The 24,336-nt window shown below is 38.8% G+C and carries 24 protein-coding genes; 10 read left to right on the top strand and 14 right to left on the bottom strand.

The window, feature by feature from the left end:
- Positions 1-104 precede the first annotated feature (104 nt).
- Positions 105-1,463: a dicarboxylate/amino acid:cation symporter gene (locus QLG01_RS09835; protein ID WP_005307027.1), complete on the bottom strand. Its 1,359-nt coding sequence runs from the start codon at positions 1,461-1,463 to the stop codon at positions 105-107.
- 505 nt (positions 1,464-1,968) lie between these two features.
- On the opposite strand from QLG01_RS09835, the gene QLG01_RS09830 reads away from it, so the two are divergent.
- A complete protein-coding gene (locus tag QLG01_RS09830; RefSeq protein WP_192454146.1) occupies positions 1,969-2,982 on the top strand; it encodes a glycosyl transferase family protein in 1,014 nt (337 codons plus the stop codon).
- A gap of 202 nt (positions 2,983-3,184) precedes the next feature.
- Here the strand turns inward: QLG01_RS09830 and QLG01_RS09825 are convergent, their stop codons facing one another.
- Complete coding sequence (locus QLG01_RS09825) at positions 3,185-3,457, bottom strand: YeaC family protein (RefSeq protein WP_004791223.1); 273 nt, start codon at positions 3,455-3,457, stop codon at positions 3,185-3,187.
- Positions 3,454-4,362: an NAD(+) kinase gene (locus QLG01_RS09820; protein WP_004791221.1), complete on the bottom strand. Its 909-nt coding sequence runs from the start codon at positions 4,360-4,362 to the stop codon at positions 3,454-3,456. The genes QLG01_RS09825 and QLG01_RS09820 overlap by 4 nt, the downstream gene beginning before the upstream one ends.
- Before the next feature lie 185 nt (positions 4,363-4,547).
- Between QLG01_RS09820 and mrcB the strand changes: the two genes are divergently transcribed.
- Both mrcB and QLG01_RS09810 read left to right on the top strand, forming a co-directional pair.
- Positions 4,548-6,944: a penicillin-binding protein 1B gene (gene mrcB / locus QLG01_RS09815; RefSeq protein WP_005307032.1), complete on the top strand. Its 2,397-nt coding sequence runs from the start codon at positions 4,548-4,550 to the stop codon at positions 6,942-6,944.
- Positions 6,945-6,965: 21 nt separating this feature from the next.
- Entirely contained in the window at positions 6,966-7,514 is a 549-nt protein-coding gene (locus QLG01_RS09810; RefSeq protein ID WP_005307034.1) for a tetratricopeptide repeat protein, read from the top strand.
- Between the two features lie 22 nt (positions 7,515-7,536).
- Here QLG01_RS09810 and QLG01_RS09805 read toward each other — a convergent pair whose 3' ends face one another.
- The gene (locus QLG01_RS09805) at positions 7,537-8,439 is read right to left on the bottom strand and encodes an NUDIX domain-containing protein (RefSeq protein WP_282496352.1); all 903 of its coding nucleotides are present in this window, start codon (positions 8,437-8,439) and stop codon (positions 7,537-7,539) included.
- A 136-nt stretch (positions 8,440-8,575) separates the two neighbouring features.
- On the opposite strand from QLG01_RS09805, the gene QLG01_RS09800 reads away from it, so the two are divergent.
- Positions 8,576-8,746 carry a hemin uptake protein HemP gene (locus QLG01_RS09800; RefSeq protein WP_004643472.1) on the top strand — a complete coding sequence of 57 codons (171 nt, stop codon included), beginning with the start codon at positions 8,576-8,578 and terminating at the stop codon, positions 8,744-8,746.
- A 72-nt stretch (positions 8,747-8,818) separates the two neighbouring features.
- On the opposite strand, the gene QLG01_RS09795 is transcribed toward QLG01_RS09800, so the two are convergent.
- The 4 genes from QLG01_RS09795 to QLG01_RS09780 all read right to left on the bottom strand — a co-directional run bounded on the left by QLG01_RS09795 (position 8,819) and on the right by QLG01_RS09780 (position 13,118).
- The gene (locus tag QLG01_RS09795; RefSeq protein ID WP_282496351.1) at positions 8,819-10,159 is read right to left on the bottom strand and encodes an ATP-binding protein; all 1,341 of its coding nucleotides are present in this window, start codon (positions 10,157-10,159) and stop codon (positions 8,819-8,821) included.
- Complete coding sequence (locus QLG01_RS09790) at positions 10,156-10,818, bottom strand: response regulator (protein ID WP_005307039.1); 663 nt, start codon at positions 10,816-10,818, stop codon at positions 10,156-10,158. The genes QLG01_RS09795 and QLG01_RS09790 overlap by 4 nt, the downstream gene beginning before the upstream one ends.
- A gap of 107 nt (positions 10,819-10,925) precedes the next feature.
- Positions 10,926-11,285, bottom strand: a complete 360-nt coding sequence (locus tag QLG01_RS09785; protein ID WP_005307042.1) for a NirD/YgiW/YdeI family stress tolerance protein — start codon at positions 11,283-11,285, stop codon at positions 10,926-10,928.
- Between the two features lie 75 nt (positions 11,286-11,360).
- A complete protein-coding gene (locus tag QLG01_RS09780; RefSeq protein WP_282496350.1) occupies positions 11,361-13,118 on the bottom strand; it encodes a GspE/PulE family protein in 1,758 nt (585 codons plus the stop codon).
- 289 nt (positions 13,119-13,407) lie between these two features.
- Here QLG01_RS09780 and QLG01_RS09775 point away from each other — a divergent pair, with 289 nt between their 5' ends.
- Complete coding sequence (locus tag QLG01_RS09775) at positions 13,408-14,679, top strand: DUF4010 domain-containing protein (protein WP_282496349.1); 1,272 nt, start codon at positions 13,408-13,410, stop codon at positions 14,677-14,679.
- Positions 14,680-14,698: 19 nt separating this feature from the next.
- Here the strand turns inward: QLG01_RS09775 and tsaA are convergent, their stop codons facing one another.
- Positions 14,699-15,421: a tRNA (N6-threonylcarbamoyladenosine(37)-N6)-methyltransferase TrmO gene (gene tsaA, locus QLG01_RS09770; protein WP_013197228.1), complete on the bottom strand. Its 723-nt coding sequence runs from the start codon at positions 15,419-15,421 to the stop codon at positions 14,699-14,701.
- A gap of 101 nt (positions 15,422-15,522) precedes the next feature.
- Here tsaA and QLG01_RS09765 point away from each other — a divergent pair, with 101 nt between their 5' ends.
- Complete coding sequence (locus QLG01_RS09765; protein ID WP_005307052.1) at positions 15,523-16,302, top strand: ferredoxin--NADP reductase; 780 nt, start codon at positions 15,523-15,525, stop codon at positions 16,300-16,302.
- Between the two features lie 54 nt (positions 16,303-16,356).
- Here QLG01_RS09765 and QLG01_RS09760 read toward each other — a convergent pair whose 3' ends face one another.
- On the bottom strand, positions 16,357-17,226 hold the full coding sequence (locus tag QLG01_RS09760) for a PhzF family phenazine biosynthesis protein (protein WP_282496348.1): 870 nt from the start codon (positions 17,224-17,226) through the stop codon (positions 16,357-16,359).
- Between the two features lie 229 nt (positions 17,227-17,455).
- Between QLG01_RS09760 and QLG01_RS09755 the strand changes: the two genes are divergently transcribed.
- From QLG01_RS09755 to abeS, 4 genes are all read left to right on the top strand, one after another.
- On the top strand, positions 17,456-18,922 hold the full coding sequence (locus QLG01_RS09755) for a PLP-dependent aminotransferase family protein (RefSeq protein WP_263614909.1): 1,467 nt from the start codon (positions 17,456-17,458) through the stop codon (positions 18,920-18,922).
- Between the two features lie 56 nt (positions 18,923-18,978).
- Positions 18,979-20,349, top strand: a complete 1,371-nt coding sequence (gene yegQ / locus QLG01_RS09750; RefSeq protein WP_282496347.1) for a tRNA 5-hydroxyuridine modification protein YegQ — start codon at positions 18,979-18,981, stop codon at positions 20,347-20,349.
- 2 nt (positions 20,350-20,351) lie between these two features.
- Positions 20,352-20,615 (top strand): YfhL family 4Fe-4S dicluster ferredoxin, encoded by a 264-nt coding sequence (locus tag QLG01_RS09745; RefSeq protein WP_282496346.1) that lies wholly within the window; start codon positions 20,352-20,354, stop codon positions 20,613-20,615.
- A gap of 230 nt (positions 20,616-20,845) precedes the next feature.
- Positions 20,846-21,175: a multidrug efflux SMR transporter AbeS gene (gene abeS / locus QLG01_RS09740; protein ID WP_005307063.1), complete on the top strand. Its 330-nt coding sequence runs from the start codon at positions 20,846-20,848 to the stop codon at positions 21,173-21,175.
- 75 nt (positions 21,176-21,250) lie between these two features.
- Here abeS and QLG01_RS09735 read toward each other — a convergent pair whose 3' ends face one another.
- From QLG01_RS09735 to QLG01_RS09720, 4 genes are all read right to left on the bottom strand, one after another.
- Complete coding sequence (locus tag QLG01_RS09735) at positions 21,251-22,027, bottom strand: ATP-binding cassette domain-containing protein (RefSeq protein ID WP_005307066.1); 777 nt, start codon at positions 22,025-22,027, stop codon at positions 21,251-21,253.
- Between the two features lie 9 nt (positions 22,028-22,036).
- Positions 22,037-22,750 (bottom strand): ABC transporter permease, encoded by a 714-nt coding sequence (locus QLG01_RS09730; RefSeq protein ID WP_005307068.1) that lies wholly within the window; start codon positions 22,748-22,750, stop codon positions 22,037-22,039.
- Positions 22,747-23,436 carry an ABC transporter permease gene (locus QLG01_RS09725; protein ID WP_005307070.1) on the bottom strand — a complete coding sequence of 230 codons (690 nt, stop codon included), beginning with the start codon at positions 23,434-23,436 and terminating at the stop codon, positions 22,747-22,749. The genes QLG01_RS09730 and QLG01_RS09725 overlap by 4 nt, the downstream gene beginning before the upstream one ends.
- A gap of 91 nt (positions 23,437-23,527) precedes the next feature.
- On the bottom strand, positions 23,528-24,313 hold the full coding sequence (locus QLG01_RS09720) for an ABC transporter substrate-binding protein (RefSeq protein WP_049837109.1): 786 nt from the start codon (positions 24,311-24,313) through the stop codon (positions 23,528-23,530).
- Between the last annotated feature and the right edge of the window lie 23 nt (positions 24,314-24,336).

Raw genomic sequence — 24,336 nt, 5'->3', positions numbered from 1 at the left:
TTTTTAGCAACTGTCATGGCATAGCTGCTCATTAAAACTGTACTTTTCAGTCAGCCAATAAAAAAGGAAGCTTTAGCTTCCTTTTTAATATAGGTTTCTTTGAATTAATCTAGACCTTCAGCGACTTGAGGACTTTTTGGTTCCATCATTTTTCTGTCGACTTCATCTGGATTATTTAAGGCATCATTGAGCTTATCTTTATCTAAAGCACCAACCCATTTAGCAACAACAATCGTCGCTAAAGAGTTACCAACAAGGTTAGTTAAAGCACGTGCTTCTGACATGAAACGGTCAATACCTAAAATCAATGCCAAACCTGCAACTGGAATATGTCCTACAGCAGACAAAGTTGCCGCCATAACAATAAAACCAGAGCCAGTTACACCCGCCGCACCCTTAGATGAGATTAAGAGTACTAATAACAAAGTAATCTGATGTTGAATATCAAGCTGAGTGTTCGTTGCCTGAGCAATAAAGATTGCTGCCATAGTCAAATAAATTGACGTTCCATCTAGGTTAAATGAATAACCTGTTGGAATAACCAAACCAACTACAGACTTTTCACAACCTGCAATTTCGAGTTTACGCAACATGCGAGGTAAAACAGATTCAGAAGAAGATGTACCAAGTACAATTAATAACTCTTCACGAATCATGCGAATCATTTTGAGGATACTGAATCCACTCATACGGCTGATTGTACCCAAAATCAAGAAGATAAAGAGTAGACACGTAACATAGAAGCAGAGAATTAATTGCCCTAATTGTACAAGTGAACCAACGCCATATTTACCAATGGTGAATGCCATTGCACCGAATGCACCAATCGGAGCCAGTTTCATAATCATGTTTACAATGTTAAAGAACACATGTGCAACTTGATCAATAAATTTTAAAACTGGACGTCCTGCATCACCTAACTTATGTAAAGCAAAACCAAAGAGAATTGCAAAAAGAAGGACTTGTAAGATTTCACCATTTGCAAATGCGCCAACAACCGTATCTGGAATGATGTGCATTAAGAAATCAATGGTAGATTGTGACTCACCAGAACTGACGTATTTTTGAATGCCCGAGGTGTCTAGAGTTGTAGGGTCAATATTCATCCCTACACCCGGTTTAGCAATGTTAATTACAACAAGGCCAATCAGAAGTGCAATTGTTGAAACAACTTCAAAATATAACAACGCGACGCCGCCAGTTTTTCCGACTGACTTCATGCTTTCCATGCCAGCAATACCGCTGACCACGGTACAGAAAATAACTGGAGCGATGATCATCTTGATCAAACGAATAAAGGCATCACCTAATGGCTTGAGTTTCTCACCTAAACCTGGGATATGCTGTTCAACACCATTGACAATTTGCGTTGAGCTTGGGGAAAAATGCCCTACCAAAACACCCGCAATAATCGCAATAATCACCTGAAAATAAAGTGATTTATAAATCGGTTTTTTAGCCATAACTTTACTTCAATCTATATTTCCAAGTCCGTTGGAAATACCAAAATGAAACGTCTATTCTTTACGAATACACAGCCCTAACCTTTCACATGAACACCGCAAAAGGGAAACGGTTCTTTGTAAACAAAAAACCTTCCTACTACCTCAATGAAAACAAAAAAAGTTGTTTTCTAAAACAGGAGAATACCTGAAGTTTCTAACCACTTTGAGTAGTTAGAAATAACCTCTTACTTTTTCAATAAAAAGCTGAAGATATAGGAGAATCACAGAAAATTATGATATGAGTGCTCAAAAAAGCACGAGAAAGTGTACTCGAATTAAATAATGATTCGGTTAAATTTTTAGCTAATACGCGCAAAAAACACTCATGCAGCCTTAAGACTTTAGTATAAGAAACACTTTTGATATTTTTTCGACAGTTTTTTATGTCATATTGATTAAATACTTGTGGACATTTCATTTTGAGCTGCCTACATCCCATCATTTTTATTGTTTTTGAACCACGATGAATACTAAACGTAATATCTATAAAGATGCAGAACACCCATTCGCTCAATATGTCCGTATTTTAGGTAAGGGAAAAAGTGGTTCACGCTCTTTAAGCTATGAAGAAGCTTATCAAGCATTTAGCATGATTTTAAAAGGTGAAGTGCTTGATGTGCAGTTAGGTGCTTTTTTAATGCTACTTCGTGTTAAAGAAGAATCTATTGATGAACTCGCGGGATTTGTTCAAGCCACTAGAGATCAACTCAATTTTCAACCTTTAGACGTTGATTTAGACTGGTCATCTTATGCGGGTAAACGTAAACATTACCCTTGGTTTTTGTTAGCAGCTCTTACGCTTGCCCAACATGGCTATAAGATTGTTATGCATGGTGCATCAGGTCACACGCTTAACCGTGTCTATACCGAGCAAGTTTTAGAATATCTGGGTTATCAAATTTGTCACTCTGAACAAGAAGTACGAACACAACTAGCAGAGCAAAATTTTGCCTACTTACCTTTAGATGTGATTTCACCAATTTTAAGTGAACTAATTTCTTTAAGAAATGTGATGGGCCTACGCTCACCTATTCATACTTTAGCCCGCTTAATCAATCCTTTTAATGCTAAAGCTACCTTACAAGCTATATTCCATCCAGCGTATAGAACCTCTCATCAACATAGTGCACTGCGCTTAGGCTATCAAAATAGTGCAGTTATTAAAGGCGAAGGCGGTGAATTTGAGCGAAATCCAGATGCAAAAACACTCATTTGTGGCATTAAAAATGGTGAGCTTTATGAACACGAGTTACCAAAACTCACGCCTGAACGTAGTCCAACTGAAGAAGAATTAGATTTAGCAACTTTCAAAGCAGTATGGCTTGGTCAGCAGCACCATGAATACGGTGAAATGGCAGTAACTGAAACAATGGGAATTGCACTATATACCATGGGAGTTGTTGCTAGTTTTGATGAGGCAATGCAAAAAGCAAAAGTATTATGGGAAACACGAAATTTAAGCAATCTTAATTCGTAGTTAACAAATGCTATCGTGAAGGTCGACATGGATGTCGAACGTATCACTGCGATACATGGAAGTATCGTCAGTGATACAAAGGATTTTTGGTTACTTTTGATCCTTCAAAAGTAATAAAAGCCTATATGCTATAACTCATGAAAAACATGGTATTCAAGGCTATATGGAATAACAAAAAATAAGTTTTCTGTCTTATAAAATTTTAAACAAAACGAATTGGTTTAAATTCTGGCTCATGTTTGTGATGATCATCTTCACATACCTCACCTTCTTCTTTTGTACCGCGGTCAATATAACCACTACGCTGCTCTTCTGGTAAGTTCTTTAACTCCCAAGCAATTACAGCTTGCATACAAGTTTCACGCTGCTCTTTTGTTAAAACAACGCCATTTGGCCATTTACCAATTTCTACTGCTGTTTTTAAACGCTCTACAATCTCAGGGTTTAAAATAGATAGCATTTGTTCAATATTCATGATTCATCTCTTTGGAAAGATTCAAAATCTTGGTTCCAACCAAGTTTGGTACGGCAGGCCATATAAAAATCATAACCTGGTGGATGCAATAAACTTAGTTTAAATGGATGTTTGCGGATGTGTAAACTATCTCCAACATTGAGCGATATGCTATGTTGACCATCTGCACTCACCATCGGTAACACCCGATTTTCGCGAATAACAATCTTAATTTCGCTTTGTCCACCGACTACGATAGGACGTGATGACAATGTGTGGGGATGCATTGGAACTAATGCAATCGCATCCATACTTGGATGTAAAATTGGTCCACCACCTGACAACGCATAAGCCGTTGATCCAGTTGGAGTCGAAACAATTAAACCATCACTATGCTGGCGATAAACATATTGGCCATCAATGTTGAGTTCAAAGTCAATCATGTGGACCGACTTACCCGAATGCAAAACGACATCATTTAAAGCAATGGCATCATAAATGACTTCGCCATTTGTTCGCACTTCCATTTCAAGTAAGAAACGGCGATCGAGTTGAAAATGCCCTTGAAGCACTTGGTCAAGTTTAAAAATCGCTTCTGACGGTTTGATATCAGTTAAAAAACCTAATCGCCCACGGTTGATACCAATAACAGGTGTATTGTAACGAACCAAAGCTCTTGCCGCGTGGAGTAAAGAACCGTCCCCGCCAACTACAATAACTAAATCAGCAACTTCACCTAATAAATGACGACTTACTACCTGTGCATGATCATAAGGCACTAATTCAGCAGTTTCCTGATCAAAAATGGGGTTTAAACCTAGGTTCAATAAATGATCATGAATTAAACATAGTGTTTCTACAACTGATGATTTATCTGGTCGACCGATTAACCCGACGTTTCTGAAGGACTTATGTGAAATTTGCACGAATGAGTAAGCTCCGCTGCGATACTTGCCTATAATAACATTAACCTGATTAATTTAAAAAAACATAACTACAAGATGCTGTAAAATTCAATCTAAGTTTTCCAATTATTCACAGTTTTATCATTGCAAATTGATGACAAGCTATCGCATCATTACAGGCATTGTTAGGGTTTTATCTCATTTTTATGAAGTTTGAACGTGGTATCGGTTTCTTTGCACTAATCTTTTCCATTTTGGTCATTGGTGCTTTTATTGCTCTTAGTATCTATCTGATTCGTTTAGATAATATTATCCGTGAAAAATTTGAAGGACAACGGTGGGATATTCCTGCCAAAGTGTTTGCACGACCTCTGGAAATTTATAACAACGCACCTATTTCCCAAGCAAATTTCACTCAAGAATTAAAGCTACTGGGTTACAAAACTTCAAGTAATTATGACAAATCGGGAAGTTATGTTGCTCAAGGCAGCAACATGTATATTCACACACGTGGTTTTGACTACGGCGACAGTGTTGAACCTGAACAAGTATTAGAGTTAAGTTTTGCAAATGATCAAGTTGTTGAAGTTCGAAGTACTAAACCCTCTTCAACAGGCGTTGCACGCTTAGAACCGTTACTCATTGGAGGAATTTATCCTCAACACAATGAAGACCGTGTACTCATTAAACTGAATAATGTCCCTAAACCACTTATTGAAGCTTTAATTTCTACAGAAGACCGCAATTTTTATCATCATCATGGTATTTCAATTCGCGGTACGGCTCGTGCACTAGTGAGTAATATCACGGGTGGAAAGCGTCAAGGTGGTTCAACCCTGACTCAACAATTAGTTAAAAACTTCTATCTCACACCTGAGCGCACATTAAAACGTAAAGTTAATGAAGCTTTAATGGCTTTGCTTATCGAGCTGCATTACAGCAAAGATGAAATTTTAGAAGCCTATTTAAATGAAGTGAATCTGGGCCAAAACGGTAGCTACTCAATTAATGGCTATGGTTTGGCTTCACAATTTTATTTTGGTTTACCATTACGTGAACTTAGCGTTGCACAACAAGCTTATCTAGTAGGTTTGGTACAAGGCCCTTCTTTATATAATCCTTGGAAAAACCCTGAAGGTGCAAAAAAACGCCGCGACACTGTGTTAAATAACATGCGTGTGATGGGTTATTTAACTCAAGCCGAATATGAAGATGAAATTGCACGTCCTTTAAATGTATTAAGTAAACCAAGTTTAGGCCCTGCAAAATTCCCAGACTTTTTAGATATTGTGCGTCGTCAGTTGCGTACAGAATATCAAGAAAGTGATTTAACCAATCAGGGCTTACGTATTTTTACGACCTTAGACCCAATTACTCAAACACAAGTTCAAAATGCGTTTAAAGCTTCAGTAGATCGCTTAGCTAACAGCAACCCAGCACGTTTGAAAAACCTACAAGGTGCTGTACTAATTGCCCATCCTGAAAATGGTGAGCTTGTTGCAGCAGTTGGCTCTACACAAGACTTTACTGGTTTTAACCGTGCTTTAGATGCAAAACGTCAAGTCGGTTCTTTATTGAAACCTGTCATTTATTTAAGTGCGATTGAATCTGGACGTTATAACTGGGCAAGCCAAATTGAAGATGCTCCAATCAGTGTTCCTGTAGACGGCGGTAAAAGCTGGACACCTAAAAACTATAGTGGTGGTGGACATGGTGTAGTAAGTCTGAGCGAAGCATTAGCAAACTCATATAACCTTTCTGCTGTACGTTTAGGTCAAGAGTTTGGTTTATCAACATTTACCAATAATCTAAGAAAGTTTGGTGTTGAGTCAACGATTCCTGCCTACCCTTCTATTTTCCTTGGGGCAGTCAATATGTCACCAATGGAAGTACTCGGAATCTATGAGAACTTCGCTACAGGCGGCTTTAAATATCCAACTCGTGCAATTCGCTCTGTGGTAGATGCGAATGGTCGTTTACTTGACCGTTATGGCCTCAATGTACAACAAACGATTGATCCGGCTGTTGGCTATATCATGAATTATGGTTTACAACAGGTCATGTCTTCGGGTACTGGTCGTTCAGCCTATAGTAGCTTATCTCCAGCTTTAAAATTGGCGGGTAAATCAGGTACGACTAACGATACACGTGACTCATGGTTTGCTGGTTATTCGGGTAACCATGTCGCTGTAGTATGGTTAGGTTTAGATGACAACAAAGTAACAGGTTTAACTGGTTCATCTGGTGCATTGCCAGTATGGACTAACGTGATGAAACAGTTACGTCAAACTCCTGTGAATATACGTCAACCAGACACTGTACAGTGGCAGTGGATTGATCGTGCAACGGGTGATTTATCTGCGCAGGCTTGTGATGGCGCTATGTATATTCCGATGCTAACGCATACGGTTCCGCACCGTGCTACGCCATGTGGAGCACCTTATTATCAAGTTGATCCAACATATACGCCACAAAGTGATAACACAACGCCTGACTCTCAGGATGATAATACCGACAGTTATATTCGTGAAAGTGAAAGTCAGATGCAACAAGATCTGTCAAATAACTCACGTGTAATTTCAAGTGGTAGTTATAACAACTAAGCGTAAACAGGAAATTAGGATATGTTGAAGAAAGGTGTTTTTTATATTGGTGCTGTTCTTATGGTCGGCTGTACAACTTTGCCTGATCATTCTGACTCCAAAGAGAAAACACCTACTCCTCCAGTCAAAAAGACGGAAACTCCATCGGGTGTAAAAATTACACCTTATGATCATCCGGAAATTCAACGCAAAAATTTACAGGTGATCGTTCCTCAACAGAAAAAGCCTCAACATTTTAGTGATGATGGCAGCCAGTTACCTGCATTTAAAGTTTTAATGCAAAAAACACAGCAGGCTTATAAAAACCAGCAATGGTCAGAAGCTGAACGCTATGCTCTTCAGGCACAGCGTTTAGCACCTCAAGCAGCTGAGACCTATTTATTTCTTGCACTTACTGCAAATCATAAACAGCAATATTCTAATGCTGAGTCTTTAGCACGACGTGGTTTAAGCTTTGCTCAGAGCCAAGCAATGAAAAAACAGCTTTGGCTAACTATTTTAAAAGCTGGGCAACAACGTAATAATCCAAAAACTGTTCAAGAAGCGCAACAAGCATTAAAAGCCCTCTAACTTTTAACGCTTTTGTGTTTTATTAAAAATTACGGATACCCGCCAAACCATACGCACCATGTTGTTGTGCTGTGGCTAAATCATCAGGACTCATGCCTCCCAAAGCGAATACGGGAATCTGGCATTTCTCAATCAAGTCAGTTAAACGATCCCACCCTAATGCGCTCGCATATGGATGGGTCTCTGTTACTTTGACAGGACTTACAAAAACAGCATCACAGCCAATTTGCTGAGCATGCTGTAAAGAAACTGCATCGTGGCAAGCAGCAATAAAACGCACTCCCACTTCCAAGTCGCCTTTATGCAAACTCATTAATTGGGATTGCTTAAGATGCACTGTTTTTATATGAGTTTTTAACTCAGGTTTTAGCTTGTGCCAAGCATCGACATTCACGATTAATTTTGAAAGCTGATCGGTATCTAAAAGAGCTAACTTTTCTAGATCTGCCTGATCAAAACTATCTTTTTCACTACGTAAATACACTAAAGTGTCATCATTTTCGACTGGTGTCAGCGTAGGGCTAATTTTAATAAAATGCGGCCAATACAATCTTTTTATGATGTCTTTATTCGCTTTTGGAAAGTTCAAGTGAAGTAATTGTTCACGTGTGTACCATGCCCATGGTTGATGAATAAGATTTAATAGTTCATCAGGCACATAACTATGGAATAAATGTAAATTGACAATAATGTCGTCATATTCATGATGAATATAATCAAATTGATGCCAATCTTTTAAACCAATACCCACTTCTTCATAGATTTCACGGCGACAGGCTTCTTCGGGTGTTTCCCCCTGCTCAACTTTCCCTCCAGGAAACTCATGCTTTCCACCTTGATGCTGCTGCTCTTCGCGCCATCCAACTAGTATTTTTCCGCGATGGATCAAGATTGCTATAGCGACATCGACGATTGGTTTGGGCATTTTTTTACTCTCTAAAACTTTTCTCAAGTGTAAGCAAATTTTATCATTTTATAAAATCTTAAAAATCTCATTGACAGATCTATTCGATAATGATTATCATTTAAATCGTTCAAGAACATACCACGGAGCACAACAAATGAACGCACCTTTTAGCTTATTTACTCGTAACAATGAAACAGCTCATGCCTTACCAATGTTACATTCTAACAACCTCTTTGCATTAGGCCGTGAAATCCGCATTATGCATGCTGGTGAGGAATATCGTTTACGCCTCACTCGCAACAATCGTCTAATTTTAACTAAATAAAAAATACACTCGCGTTTCAATAATATTCGTGGGAAAACAAAAAATGGATAGCATGGGTAACCATGCTATTTTTTATAATGGAAGATTAACCTCCACCCTCAAACCACCCTGTTCAGCATGCATAAAATGCAATTCACCATTATGCAATTCAATAATTTTTCGTGTAATTGAAATTCCCAATCCTGAACCTTGCTGCTGAGTACCTAATACTCGAAAAAAACGCTGTCCTAAGCGTTGCAATACCTCATCATCTACACCATTTCCTGTATCTTCTATAGCAACCTTAATTTGCTGTTCATCCTGACTAATTTCAACATGAATAGAACCTAAATTCGGGCTATAACGAATGGCATTATCAAATAAATTTCTAAAAGCAATAAACAGTAATTCTTCATTCACAAAGGTTTTAGTTTCTGTCGATAAGGTATTTGTCTCTATCAACATCTGTTTAGCATTCGCATCTAAAGTTACAGTTTCAATGACTCTAGCCAATAAATAATTTAAATCGATAACTGTTTTAGGAAGTTGTGGCTGCTCTGCTTCATTGGGTTCTAGGCGAGCCAGAAGCAGCAAGTTTTCAAGTACTTTTGTACTTCTTGAAACGTCCTCTTGTATGCGCTCAAAGTCTTGATGAAGTTCTGGAACATGTTGATATTTACGCTGTAAAACTTGAAGACGCATTTGTATGGCAGACAACGGAGAACGTAACTCATGGGAAGCATCCGCTGTAAAACGTTGCTCAGCCACTAATGCTCTTTGCAATCTTGCAAGTAATTGGTTTAAAGCATCAATCACAGGCTGAATTTCGGTAATGACATCTGGATCTTGAATTGGTTCTAAATTTGAAGCTGTTTTTTGGGCAATACGTCTAGAAAGTAAATTTAGCGCAGCCAATTGTTGCTCTGTACGCCAACTTACAATGACCCATTGCAGCAACCAGAACAACACCATAAGACCGCTATAGCCTGCAAGTGCTTTGAGTACTTCTTCAATACGTGTACTCATTGGCTGAAAGACTTCAACTTTTAGTTGAGAGTCTTCTTGTTGTGCAGCCAGACTACGCCATAATTGACCATCAAACCAAAAATATGAAAAACCTTCAGAGAACTTTCCTTGTTCAAAAAGTTCATGTTGATAACTATGAGAATGAGTAAGTAATTGCCCAGAGCTTAATAACTCATACTGAATATCAAATTCATCACTGAGTTGATCAAACTGTTTCATAGAATGTTTAGAAAGGTCAGAAACCAGCAAAGTATCTGAAATTTCATCCATGATTTCGTCTTGCACTGACATGTTGTGATAAACAGAAAATATGGTAAGTAAGCTTAAAGCCACCAAGCCCACCACCACACTACTCCACATGGTGGTTTTAACCAGTTGTGACTGCAAAGAGGAGCGATTCGATTTCATTTTAAATCTCCCATACGGTAACCTAGCCCCCGTATGGTTTTAATGCAGCTACTTCCAATTTTTTTTCGAAGCTGATAAATAAATACTTCGATGGCGTTACTTTCAATTTCCTCACCCCATGCATAGAGTGCTTCTTCTAATTGATCACGGGTAATAATATGCTCAGGATGAACCATCAGCTTACGTAATATTTGGAATTCTTTTGCCGTTAAATCAATAGACTTGCCAGCGCTTAATACAACTTTCGCTTGTGTATCAAGTTGCAAATCACCCCACGTTAAAATCGATTGTTGACTTAACGTTTGTTTACGCAATTGAGCGCGAATTCGGGCAGAGAGCTCTTCTAAACTAAAAGGCTTAACCAAATAATCATTTGCGCCTAAATCTAGTCCTTCTACGCGATCATGAATGCTGTCACGTGCGGTAATAAAAATAACAGGAACATTTTTTTGTTTATAACGGATCGTTGTTAGAACTTTCTCACCCGCTAATTGTGGCAGTCCCCGATCAAGTAAAATACAGTCATAGTCATGCTGTTCGATTGCCGTAAGCGCATAATCACCTCTTTCCACCCAATCGACCTGATAACCATCTAACTCTAACCATGATTGAATACTTTCAGCTTGAGAGCGATCATCTTCTGCAAGCAAAATTCTCATCTATTTTTCCTGTTATATGCTGTTTTAATCTTGCCAAGCCTTTATAAAAAAAGCAAAGCCGCATCATTTAAATGCGGCTAAAAGTAGTAGATTCAGAGATCAATAAATTAGAACTGAACTTGATCGACCTCAATTTCTACACGTTTTAAAGGTTTATAGTCGATGTCTACTTCACCAATTAGAGTGACATTTGTATTTGCTGAAATAGGACGACCCTGCCAAAGCTCATCATCTACATCAACTGTAATGCTACCTGTCTTGTCACGAAATTGATATTTTTCATCGCCTAAAGATTTTACAACCTGCCCATGTAATTTGACTGGTGTATTATCTTTTGCCGTTAATGCGTGCTTAACAGTTGTCAGAGTTGCTGGAGCAATTGCTGCCTGATTCACAGGTGTATTTGCCATGGCTACGCCAGTAACAGTTAGACCCGTAGTCATTAGTATCGCTTTAAGCATTTTCATAAGATCACCTTTTTAACCACATCTTGGAATAGCGTAAGTACAACAGGCATAGATGAGGTGAATCTTAAGAAAAAGTTAATTTAATGGCACAACCCGCAATACCTCTTCTAATGTTGTAAGACCATCAATCACTTTACGAGCACCTGCAATTCTTAAGGGTTCTATACCTTCTTTTTTAGTTTGCGTTCTTAAATCATTTAAGTTCATATGGCTACTAATAAGATGCTTAAGCTCAAGACTGACTGGCATAAATTCATAAATACCGACTCGCCCTTTATAGCCTGTATGACGACATTGTTCACACCCAACTGCCTGATAAACTTTTTCTGGCATGTCCATAATGTAGTCGAAGGTTAAATGTTGCCATTCATCCTCATTAATATGAGTTTGTTGCTTGCAGTGCGGACAAAGTTGTCGCACTAAACGCTGTGCCAATACACCTAAAATAGTTGCTGCTGTTAAAAATGGTTGCACACCTAAATCATGCAAGCGAGTCAAACTGGACGGCGCATCATTGGTGTGTAAAGTTGATAATACCAAATGACCTGTAAGTGCCGCCTGAATGGCCATATTTGCTGTATCTTGATCGCGAATTTCCCCAATCATAATAATGTCTGGGTCTTGACGCATAAGTGCTCGAACACCATCTGCAAAGCCTAATTCAATTGCGTTATTGACCTGCATTTGGTTAAAACTAGGCTCTAACATTTCAATCGGATCTTCAATGGTACAGACATTAACCTGATCTGTTGCGAGCTGCTTTAAAGAAGAATATAACGTTGTGGTTTTACCGGAACCTGTGGGGCCAGTGACTAAAATAATCCCATGGCTATTTTTTGTTAATTGCTGCCACTGTTGTAATAAACTCTCTTCAAAACCAAGCTGATGAAAAGAACGTACCAACACATCGGGATCAAAAATACGCATGACCAGTTTCTCACCAAACGCTGTTGGTAGGGTTGATAAACGGAGTTCAGTTTCTTGACCTTTAGGTGTCCGTGTTTTTAATCGACCATCTTGCGGTTTACGTTTTTCCGCTACATTTAAACGCCCTAAAATTTTAATCCGGGAAATCACGGCGGTCAGTGTATTTGATGGCATGTTATAAATGGTATGCAACACACCATCAATACGGAACCTGACTTTACCATTGTCTTTACGCGGTTCCATGTGAATATCACTGGCACTCTGCTCGAATGCAAACTGTAAAATCCAGTCAACCAATTTCACAATATGCTGATCATTCGCATCTGGATTCTGACTATCGCCAAGCTGCAAAAGCGCTTCAACATTTTTAGTGTCACGTTCATGAGCTGCATCTTTTTGAGCAGAGTTTACCGCACGACTAACCTGATAATATTCGCGCAAATAACGCTGTAACTGTTCAGGATTAAGTAATACTCGTTCAATTTTTTTAGGCGCTAGACTCCGCTCTAAATTGTTTAGCCAATCCATTTGAAATGGTTGATCTGTTCCAATCACAATTCGGTCGGCATGAATTTCAACAGCTAAAATATGATTGCGAATAGCAAACTCTTGTGACATTACTTGCGTTAAAGCACTAACATCTGCCTTTAAAGGATCTATCACAAATAAAGGAAGTTGAACCCGATCTGCAAACCATAAACACAAGCGGTTTAAACTTAAATGAGCGTGTGTGTACTGCTGATCTTTTAAATTAAAATGTGCAATCCACTGTAATGGATGCCACTTTAACTGGTCTTTTTGGCGGTGGCTTGACTGTACCAGTAATTTATCTCGTTCTGTAATCCGGCCTTCTTGTAATAGTTGTTCTAGACACCAATATGTATCTATTTGTACATGTGCATTCATGCGTTATCCCCAATATATTTTTATAATATAGCAGAGATATTTTTGATTTAGCTCGTCACAAATTTGCTAAAACTAAATTTTAAATATTCTTTAACTTCAAATAATTAAACCAATTCTCAACTTAATATTTTTTTGCGGCATAGTTCATATTCATAAAAATACTGTGTCTGTGGCTTTGTCTAAAAAAGACACTATGCTCACTATAATAAAAAGCATAAACTGAACGTGAATATATGATTTTTAAAACGATTCAAATCTACTTATAACAATAAACCAAAGAGGAAGTAATATGGAGCTTCCAATGACAATGTCATTACAAACAACTTCATTTGAAGAATTCATTACCGTCATTGCTGCGGCGCTCGGTTGTGGCTTATTAATTGGTTTAGAACGTGAGCGAAGTAAGCTTAAACATGAATACAAAACGTTTGCCGGATTTCGTTCTTTTGCAATTAGTTCATTATTAGGCGCCATCTGTTTTTTATTCGGTACTGAAATTGGAATTGTAGGTGCCCTTCTCATTGGGGCAATTAGTATTGTATCTCTTAAAAATCAGCCCAATGACCCCGGTGTGACTACCGAACTTGCCTTTATTATGACTTACTTTATTGGGGCACTTTGTATTTGGAATATATCATTGGCTGCTGGGCTCGCCGTAATCATGACCATTATTTTATTGGCAAAGCAGTCTATGCATGGCATTGCCAGTCAGTGGATTACTGAATCGGAATTGCGTGATGGTATTTTTCTACTTGCCTTACTTTTAATAGCACTGCCTTTAGTACCCAATAAACCCTTTTGGGGTCCAGTTTTAAATCCGCATGTGATTTTAAAATTACTCACTTTGATCTTATTTGTACAGGCACTCGCCCATACTGCGAAGCGGTTACTCTCATCTAAAAACGCTTTATTACTCTCTTCTTTAGCTTCGGGATTTGTTTCCAGTACAGCGACTATTGCCAGTTTAGGTTTAGAAGTACGCTCTGGCAGGGCCAATGCAACTACAAATGCAGGCGCTGCATTAATGTCATGTGTTTCAACACTGATTCAAACTTTAATTATTGTGATTGGGATTAGCTTTGCTTGGTTTAAGCTGATTATATTTCCTACGCTTATTGCATTGGCAGTTTTAGCAATCTGGGCTTTCATTTTATTACGTAAAGCAGAGCCCAGTACAACTTCGCCCGAACTCGACTCAAGAATGTTCAGCCTAAAAGAAGCCATTATTATTGCAGGCACACTCACCCTCATTCAGGCAGGTGTTTATGGCTTAAGTATCTCTTTAGGCGATGCTGGATTAATCGCAGGTACTCTGCTCGCATCTTTATTTGAAATACATGCAGCTATTGCGGCAGTCATTGTGCAAGGTGAACCTGATAGCACCCATATGACGCCTTTATTAATTGCATTTTTAGGAGGCTTTGCGGTTCATGCGCTTGCCAAAAGTGTGAACTCTGCTATTTCGGGCGGGCTACGCTATGCCCTTGCTTTTGTTCCCGCCCAACTCATTCATATGGCTATATTTATTAGTTTACTTTGGCTCAACATCCATTGGTTTTAAAAGATTTCTACTGTGCAAGCTAAGAAGTCTTCACCACATCAATGACCGTAACTACAAATTGATCAACTTTAAAATGAATATCAAAATCTGAAAATTTCATTTTATAGATTCGTTCAGCGTCTTCTTGATAGGCAGGCCGAGGATCTAAAGATAAGACTTGCTCAAGCTCATCAATGTGCTGTGAATTCATTTCATTATTTTGCAGAAAATATTTTTGCGCTGTTAACGCAGCTTCTGACCAAACGACTGACTTCCGTTCAGGTTCTGCATGTGCATAACCACTTTCTGCATCAATAATTGCATCAGAATATTGAATATAAGGTTTGATATCTAAAATTGGAGTGCCATTTAATAAATCACTTCCTGTGATATAGACCCGAACAGACTTACCGACTTTTTCCACTTTATTCAGTTTTACAACTGAAAGCCCGATTGGAGATGGTCGATACATGCTACGTGTAGCAAACACCCCAATTTTCTCATTACCACCTAAACGTGGTGGACGAACCTGTGGACGGAATTTATCGGCACTCCCCTGATTTTTGTTGTCATGAAACTGCCAAACTAGCCAGAGATGACTGAACTGCTCAATTCCCTCAAATGCCAATAAGTCATTATAAGGTTCTACCATATCGATATAAGACTCGATATTTACCAAATTAGGCTGGCGTGGAATACCAAATTTTTCGCGATATGGGGAACACATGTGGCCAATTATTGGGAAGGTGACAGAATTGTTCATCACTTTTTCTTATAAACACAATTAAATATATTCAGTTTATCGGGAATGAAATTAGATTAGAATAGCTATCTGTTTTCTTTTAATCGTGATCGAGACCTTTAATGGCTGCTTTTAACGTCGAACGCATTACTCATGTTCACCACTGGAATGACACACTTTTCAGTTTTAAAACTACACGCGATACTAGCTTACGTTTTAAAAATGGTCAGTTCGTAATGATCGGACTAGAAGTGAATGGCAAACCGTTAATGCGTGCGTATTCGATTGCAAGTGCAAACTACGAAGAAGAGTTAGAATTTTTCTCAATTAAAGTACAAGACGGTCCTTTAACTTCAATTTTGCAAAAAGTACAAGTTGGCGATGAAATCTTAATTTCTAAAAAACCGACAGGTACTTTGGTTCATGATGACCTTTTACCGGGTAAAAACTTGTACCTTTTATCTTCTGGTACTGGCCTTGCACCATTCTTATCAATTATTCGTGACCCTGAAACTTACGAACGTTTTGAAAAAGTAATTGTTGTTCATGGTACACGCTATATTTCTGAATTAGCTTACCAAGATTTAATTTTGGATGAACTTCCAAAAAATGAATTCTTTGAAGAGTTAGGTATTAAAGACAAACTTGTTTACTACCCTACAGTAACTCGTGAACCTTTCCACACTCAAGGCCGTGTAACAACTGCAATTGAAACTGGTGCTTTATTTGAAAAAATCGGTTTACCACGTTTTAACCGTGAAACTGACCGTGCAATGCTTTGCGGTAGCCCTGCATTCTTAAAAGACGTGGCTGCATTACTTGACCAACATGGTTTAGTTGAATCACCTCGTATGGGTGAGATGGGCGATTACGTGATTGAGCGTGCGTTCGTAGAAAAATAAGATTTTTCTAAATAAAAAACCGAGGCTAAGTCCTCGGTTTTTTTATATCTCTTTTTATAAGGTGATACTGCCATCGATACAGGTAACAGCGGTTCCACCCACTAAAATTTTATCTTGATGCAATTCAAGTTTCAGTTGTCCATCACGGCCTAAAGCCTGACCTTGTGAAGAAAACACCACATCATTTTGTGCTGGCAAAATCCTATGGTAACGAATAAAAGACGCCACACTACCATTCCCGCTACCACAAACTGGATCTTCATTTATTCCGCATGAAGGAGCAAATGAACGAACTTCTATATGTTTTTGCTCATCATTATTTTCATAAAAACCAAAAACTGTCGCGCCCGTAACTTTCATTTCTAAATCATGTTGTTTTAAGGCTGCAAAGTCTGGTTGGGTTGCTAAAACAGCTTCAGCATTCACCGCTTGTAATACAATCCAACGTGCACCTACATCAACCAATGTAGCATTCCATTGAGTATTAATTTCACATTTTAAAATTTCTGCTAATTTCTCAGTGTGCATTGCATCTAATGGTGTAATTTTAGGCTTAGGGAGTTCAAATGAAATATGCCCTGAGTCACTCACGGTAAGCGTTACCAAACCCGCAGCACATTGCTGTACAAGCTTATCTTCTTTAGCTGTCACAAGGCCTGCTTCAAGCAAAGCATAGGCAGTACCAATTGTAGGATGTCCTGCAAATGGCAACTCACTTTGCGGAGTAAAAATTCGAACCTGATAATCAGCTTGAGAATCTGTCGCAGGGAGCACAAATGTCGTTTCAGAAAGATTCGTCCAATTCGCAATTTCCTGCATCTGCTCAGACGTTAAGGTACTGGCGTCCATAATGACTGCGACAGGATTACCTTTAAATGCTTGTGAAGTAAAAACATCAACTTGTTTAAATGCAACAACAGACATAGACCACTCCTACTGATTTTGTAATTAAAAATTATGGTTTTAAATCCTCACCATTTTTTGATCTTACTGTTTTATTTTTAATGGTCACAGTATCAGTTAAGATGAAAAATAATAGACACAGTTTCTAATTTCAAATTATGAATAAACCGACCAATCTAAAGCAATCACAATATTTGAGTTAAATAAAAGATCACGATAAAGTGTATCCATTGCTTTGGCTTTTTAATGAATTGACATGTACAAATATAAAAAAGTGAGTGATGACCTAACCCTTCAAATTCAGAATGGCAGGCAGCCTATTGGTTCACGCTTACCATCAATTCGCGACTGCGCAAATCATTATCAGGTCAGCATTAACACCGTAAAAGAAGCTTATCGTCAGCTTGAAGACCAAGGTTTAATTTCAGTTCGTCCACAGTCTGGTTACTATGTTTGCCATGCACCTTCAAACTTACTAGAACTCGAAGAACGTTATGTCAGTGAAGAAAAAGTATCTCTTTCAGGAATTAGCTGTTTTCTCGCACAAATTGTTAAAAAACAGATGGACCCCGACTATGTCAATTTGGCCTTAGCTTGCCCTACCGGTGAAAACTTCTATCCAATTGAACGCTTAAAACGCTTAACTGCTCAAGTTTTACGGACACAACCAGATATTTTTAAAAACTATACTTTACCGCCCGGCTCTATACGTTTACGTACTCAAATTGCGAGGCGAAGTTTACAGCTTGGTATGTTTCTTTCAGCAGATGATATTGTACTCACTCACGGCACGATGGAGGCTTTAAGTCTCGCGATTATGGCAACAACTCAAGCGGGTGACAGCATTGCTCTTGAGATCCCTACATTTCACAATCTGTACCCGCTTCTTCATAATTTAGGCCGAAAAATTGTAGAAGTGCCGACTTCGCCGCATACAGGTATGTGCCTAGATGCTCTTGAAGAACTCTTAAAATCTAAAAGTGTACAAGCCATATTAACCATTCCAACTGGACATAACCCTCTCGGTTTTAGCATGCCTGAAAAAAACCGCCGTCGCGTGGCAGAGTTAGCTAATCAGTTTCAAGTTCCTGTCATTGAAGATGCAATGTACGCCGAACTGCAACTCACTGAACCGCTCTTACCCAACATTAAGGCATTTGACCAAAATGGATGGGTTTTGGTGTGTGGTAGCTATACCAAGACTGTAGCACCCGACTATCGAATTGGTTGGTTAGAAGCTGGGCGCTTTCGTAATATTGTGCAGCAGCTTAAATTTACAACCACTGTTGCCGAACCAGCTTTACTCACAGAAACGTTGGGACTTTTTTTAGAAAATGGCGGATATGATCTGCACTTAAGGCATCTTAAAAAACGCTATCAACAACAAATTGACACCATCAAATCTTATATATGCCGTTATTTTCCAGTCAGTACTCGAGTCAGTCGACCGCAAGCAGGATTTATTTTATGGTTAGAGCTACCCGAGTCTATTGATGCATTAGAACTTTTTCATCAGGCAATGGATGAAAAAATCTTATGCATGCCGGGAATTTTATGTTCAGCTGATAAACGATTTAGTCACTGCTTACGTATAGCAGCTTGTTTTGAATTAAATCCCAAAATGTTAAATGCTTTGATGCGCTTAGGAGAGCTAGCAAAAAATATGCTGCCCGTACAAAAGGATAATGATCAAATCCCTACTAATTCAGTAGGTTGAATCCCAAATGTGGAGTTAATAAAATAAAACCATATATTTTTTATGCCTTTTATTTTATGAAAACTGAACTCCTCTCTCCCGCAGGTTCACTAAAAAACATGCGCTATGCATTTGCCTATGGTGCAGATGCCGTATATGCAGGCCAACCACGTTACAGTTTACGTGTCCGTAATAATGCTTTTGATCATGACAATTTAAAAATTGGAATTGATGAAGCGCATGCTTTGGGTAAAAAGTTTTATGTTGTGGTGAATATTCAGCCACATAACAGCAAATTAAAGAACTTTATTCGTGACCTTGAGTCGATTGTGGCTATGCAGCCAGATGCGCTCATTATGTCTGACCCAGGCTTAATTATGATGGTGAGAGAGCATTTTCCAGAAGTACAAATTCATCTATCTGTTCAAGCCAACGCCATTAACTGGGCCACTGTTAAATTTTGGAAAGATTACGGTTTAAGCCGTGTGATTTTATCTCGTGAGTTGTCATTAGAAGAAATAGAAGAAATCCAGCAACATGTACCAGATATTGAACTCGAAGTTTTTGTACATGGCGCACTATGTATGGCCTACTCAGGCCGTTGCCTACTTTCTGGTTATATGAATAAACGTGATGCCAACCAAGGTGCTTGTACCAATGCTTGCCGTTGGGACTATAAGTTACATGAAGCCCAAGAAGATGTGAACGGCGATGTGATTCCAGTTACTCAGCTCAACACCTCAGAAAAGTCTTGCTGCTCATCAGCACAATCAGAAAAAACCTCGCCTCAAACTTTGCTTGTACAACGTAATGATGAAGAAATGTTTGCTGCCGAAGAAGATGAACACGGCACCTATTTTATGAACTCTAAAGATTTACGTGCGGTACAGCATGTAGATCGTTTAACAAAAATGGGGATCGCCTCACTGAAAATTGAAGGCCGTACTAAATCCTATTTTTATTGTGCCCGTACTGCTCAAATTTATCGAAAAGCCATTGACGATGCTTTAACAGGTAAACCATTTGACCCAAGCTTAATGACTCAGCTCGAAGGATTGGCAAATCGCGGTTATACCGAAGGTTTTTTAAGACGTCACGTACACAGTGAATATCAAAACTATGCCGATGGGTCATCGCATTTTGACTATCAACAATTTTGTGGAGAGGTTTTAGAACGTCACGGCGATTATATTCATATCGAAGTTAAAAACCGTTTTGTAGTGGGCGACTCACTTGAACTCATGACACCTCAAGGCAACATCACTTTTATTTTAACCGAAATGTGTGATTTAAAAGGTAACCCAATTACTGATGCCAAAGGTTCAGGGCATTTTGTTGAAATTCCATTCTCACAAGATGTTGATATAAATCATGCCCTACTCATACGCAACTTTCCGCATGCGAAAGAAAGTATTACCGCATCTACATTGGCTTATTCAGCGAGTTAAACATGGCACTTTTGATTACGAGTGACTGCATCAACTGTGATATGTGCTTACCTGAATGCCCCAACATCGCTATTTTTGAAGGGAGCAAATTTTATGAAATTGATCCACACCGTTGTACCGAGTGCATAGGTTTTTACGATGCGCCAACATGTAAAGCGGTTTGCCCTATCGATTGCATAAAACCAGACCCTGCGCATATTGAGAATCAAGAGCAACTGCTAGAGAAATTTAAGGATCTAAATATACTCGGCGAATCTATTTCTTAAAAGACTATCGAGGATCAGGCTAAAGTTGCTGATCCTCTTCAATGACTAAGCTGCTCAATGAATAAATAAACGAATAAATAGCTGAGACCACTTTGCTAATGATAAAATCAAATGATCAGTTTGGTTTAACGGTGTCTTGGTACCAAAAAAATTGAATAATCGTTAAAGCTGATCTAACCATTTCAACATTTCATGTAGATTGATTAAAACTCATTCTGGCGCAGCTCCCCATGTCTTATCTTTATTTAGCAATTGCGATTGCTTGTGAAGTCATTGCAACTTCAGCCTTAAAAGCATCTCAAGGTTTTACTGTTCCTATTCCATCCATCGTTACAGTTGTGGGTTATGCGATCGCTTTTTATTTATTGTCTCTTACGCTAAAAACGATTCCGATCGGAATTGCATACGCCATTTGGTCGGGCGCGGGTATTATTTTAATTTCTGCAATTGGCTGGATATTTTACAAACAGCATTTAGATTTGGCGGCCTGTATTGGTCTTACTTTAATGATTGCAGGTATTGTGATTATTAATGTGTTTTCTAAAAATACTCATCTATAAAATATAATTAAAAAAGCAACCGAGTAAGATGCGAATCCTTTTTTAAAAAATTTCACCTTACTCGGTATAAACAGCTTATTTCAAACTGCCCGTCAAAAATTGCTTTAAACGCTCACTTTTCGGATTGTTGAGTACCTCATCAGGATGGCCCTGTTCCTCAATTTTCCCTTGATGCAAGAAAATCACTTGATTAGACACATGACGTGCAAAGCCCATTTCATGTGTCACCACAATCATGGTACGACCTTCTTCAGCCAGACTCTGCATAACCTTGAGTACTTCACCCACCAACTCCGGATCAAGCGCACTGGTGGGTTCATCAAATAGCATCACTTCCGGTTCCATAGCCAAAGCACGAGCAATTGCTACCCGCTGCTGCTGACCACCAGATAAAAATGCCGGATATTTACTTTCAACACTTTCAGGCAATCCAACTTTGCGCAGATATTTCCGCGCACACTCTTCTGCTTCAGCACGCTTTACTCCAAGCACATGAATGGGCCCTTCAATGACATTTTCAAGCACTGTCATGTGAGACCATAAATTAAAGTGCTGGAACACCATCATCAGTTGAGTACGCATTTTCTGTAGTTGCTTTGGATCAACCACTTTTAAATTGCCTTTTTTATCAAAGACTGTGCGTAGTTTTTCACCATTGAGCTTAATGGTGCCATTGCTCGGTTGCTCTAAAAAGTTGATACAACGCAGCAAGGTACTTTTACCTGAACCGGATGAACCAATAATACTAATCACATCGCCAGCATTTGCATCAAGTGATATCCCTTTCAATACTTCATGATCGCCAAATGTTTTGTGTAAATCACGAATCACTAGTTTTGCAACGTGTTCCATTTATGTCTCCTAATGATTCGATGGCTTTAAAAATGCCAACCAACGTTTTTCCAACTTACGAAATATCCAAATCAAAATAAATGCCAACATCGCATATAACACCGCGGCAATCCCAAAAGCATTGAAGGTGTCATAGGTTGCCGCATTTACATCACGCGCAATTTTTAAAATATCTGGAACAGTTGCTGTAAATGCAATGGTTGTCGCATGCAACATCAAAATGACTTCGTTACCGTAAAATGGCAAAGCACGGCGTAACATCGATGGAATGATAATACGTGTGTAGAGTTTCCATTTTGACATTCCAAAAGCTTGGGCAGCTTCAATCTCGCCATGTGGAATAGAACGAATCGCTCCTGCGAAGATTTCAGTCGTATATGCACCAGTATTGAGCGCGAATGCCAAAATGGTGCAATTTATGCCCTCTCGAAAAAATGCATCGAGCGTCTGATGTTCATGGACGTAATCAAAGCTGTAAATACCTGAATAAATAATCAGCAATTGGATGTACAGTGGTGTGCCACGAAAAACGTAGGTAAACAACCAAACTGGACCACGCAACCAAAGATTTTCTGATACTCTTGCAAGTGATAAAGGCACAGCAAGCACAAAGCCAATACCAATAGAAAGCACCAATAACCAAGCAGTCATCGCGACACCGGTCATTTGTAAGCCATCGGTCCAAAGGTATGCCTGCCAATATTGTTGAAGGATTTCAATCATAATTGTCCCTTCCTCACACCAGCAGAATAACGACTTTCAAGCCACATTAAAATCAGGTTCGAGACGGTGGTAATTGCCAAATAAATCGCAGCAGCCACGATGCTGAAAAAGAACAATTGCATGGTACTTCTACCCGCATCTTGCGTAATTTTTACGATGTCAGTCAGGCCAATAATGGAAACAAGTGCGGTTGCCTTAATCAAAACCTGCCAGTTGTTACCAATACCCGGCAATGCAAAACGCATCATTTGAGGGAATAAAACACGTCGAAAAACCTGCCAAGGGGTCATACCATAGGCCTTTGCTGCTTCAATTTGACCCGTTGGAACCGATTGAAATGCACCACGAAAGGTCTCGGTAAAATATGCACCATAAATGAACGCTAAAGTAATCACACCAGCCACGAATGGATTGATATCAATCTGGTCCATTTGCAGTGCTTCAGTAATTTGGTTTAAACCTAACTGCAAGCTATAAAATAACAGCAGCATAATTACTAAATCAGGCACACTACGAATGAGCGTGGTATATGCAGTCGCAATATAGCGTAAAGCTTTAATATTAGAGAGTTTTGAACTCGCACCAATTAAGCCAATAATGACAGAAAGCAAAAGTGACAACAGCGCAAGCTGTATGGTCATCCATGTTCCGCTGAGAAGGAGTGGCCCATAGCCAGATAAAAACATGACTCATCTTCTCCTTAAAAACAATATCTAATATTGATGAGATGAGAATAGATTTTAAAATGTCGGCACTAAGCCGACATTTTTCACATCATTAGTAAATGTTAAAGGAGAAATATTTTTTCTCGAGTTTCTTGTATGTGCCATCCGCAATGATTGCTGCGAGAGCTTTGTCAATATTCGCTTTCAAATCTGCATCTTCTTTGCGTAAACCGATCGCTGCACCTACACCCAGTGTTTTTGCATCAACCACATTGTTGCCGACAAAAGTAAAGTTTTTGCCTTTTGGTTGTTTTAAGAAAGCACCATCAACCATGATTGCATCTTGTAAAGTTGCATCTAAACGACCTGACATCATGTCTTGATAAATCAAATCTTGGACTGGATAAGGTACAACGGTCACACCTTTTGTTGCCCAATAGGTTTTAGCATAAGTTTCTTGAATTGTGCCCTGTTGTACCCCTACACGCTTACCTTTCAATGATGCAGCTGTTGGTAATAACGGTGAGCCTTTTTTTGCAACCATACGTGTTGGTGTGTTGTAGATTTTGCTACTAAACAAAATTTGTTTCGCACGTTCATCAGTCACCGTCATTGATGAAAGAATACCGTCAAATTTTTTCGCTTTAAGTGCTGGAATCATCCCATCAAAAGAGTTTTCAACCCAAACACATTTGGCTTTGAGTTTTGCACAAATAGCATTACCCAAATCAACGTCAAAACCAGTTAACTTGCCATCTGGTGTTTTATATTCAAATGGTGCATAAGAGGACTCAGTACCAAAACGAATCACCTTCCAATCCTTTGCTTGAACATTCGTCGCAACAGCAGCCAAAACTAAGGTTGTTGAAACAAACATTTTTTTCATAAAGCTTGCCATCTTGAAGCTTCTCCTTAAAATCC

The organism is Acinetobacter sp. V89_4 (assembly GCF_029967875.1).
GTDB classification, from domain to species: domain Bacteria; phylum Pseudomonadota; class Gammaproteobacteria; order Pseudomonadales; family Moraxellaceae; genus Acinetobacter; species Acinetobacter oleivorans.
Note: the sequence above shows the minus strand (reverse complement) of the source record. Positions and strands in the feature narration are given on the sequence as shown.